Annotated in this window: 1 protein-coding gene; it reads left to right on the forward strand. The window is 64.7% G+C overall.

The features are described 5' to 3' along the window. The coding region (locus IE318_RS45050; RefSeq protein WP_506005414.1) for an aliphatic sulfonate ABC transporter substrate-binding protein at nt 1–402 on the forward strand (402 nt) is incomplete at both ends.

Consider the following 402-nt stretch of genomic DNA (forward strand, 5'->3'; position numbering starts at 1 on the left):
TGAGTCGACGCTGTGGCCCGACAAGAAGTTCGTGATCACGAACATGATCGTGTCGCAGAAGTTCCTCAAGGCACATCCCGATGTCGTCGAGGCCGTGCTGCGCGGGTCGCTGAAGACCAATGAGTGGATCAACGCCAACCCGGAGAAGGCGAAGGCCTCCGCCAACAAGGCGCTGGAGAAGCTGTCCGGCAAGGCGCTGCCCGCGGACGTCATCGACCCGGCGTGGAAGTCCATCACCTTCCTGGACGACCCGCTGGCCTCCACGCTCGACTCCGAGGCGGAGCACGCGGTCAACGCCGGCCTGCTGAAGAAGCCCGACCTGAAGGGCATCTACGACCTCACCCTGCTGAACAAGGTCCTCCAGGCCGAGGGCGAGCCCACTGTCAGCGACGCCGGTCTCGG

The organism is Streptomyces spiralis (assembly GCF_014654675.1).
GTDB classification, from domain to species: Bacteria; Actinomycetota; Actinomycetes; order Streptomycetales; family Streptomycetaceae; genus Streptomyces; species Streptomyces spiralis.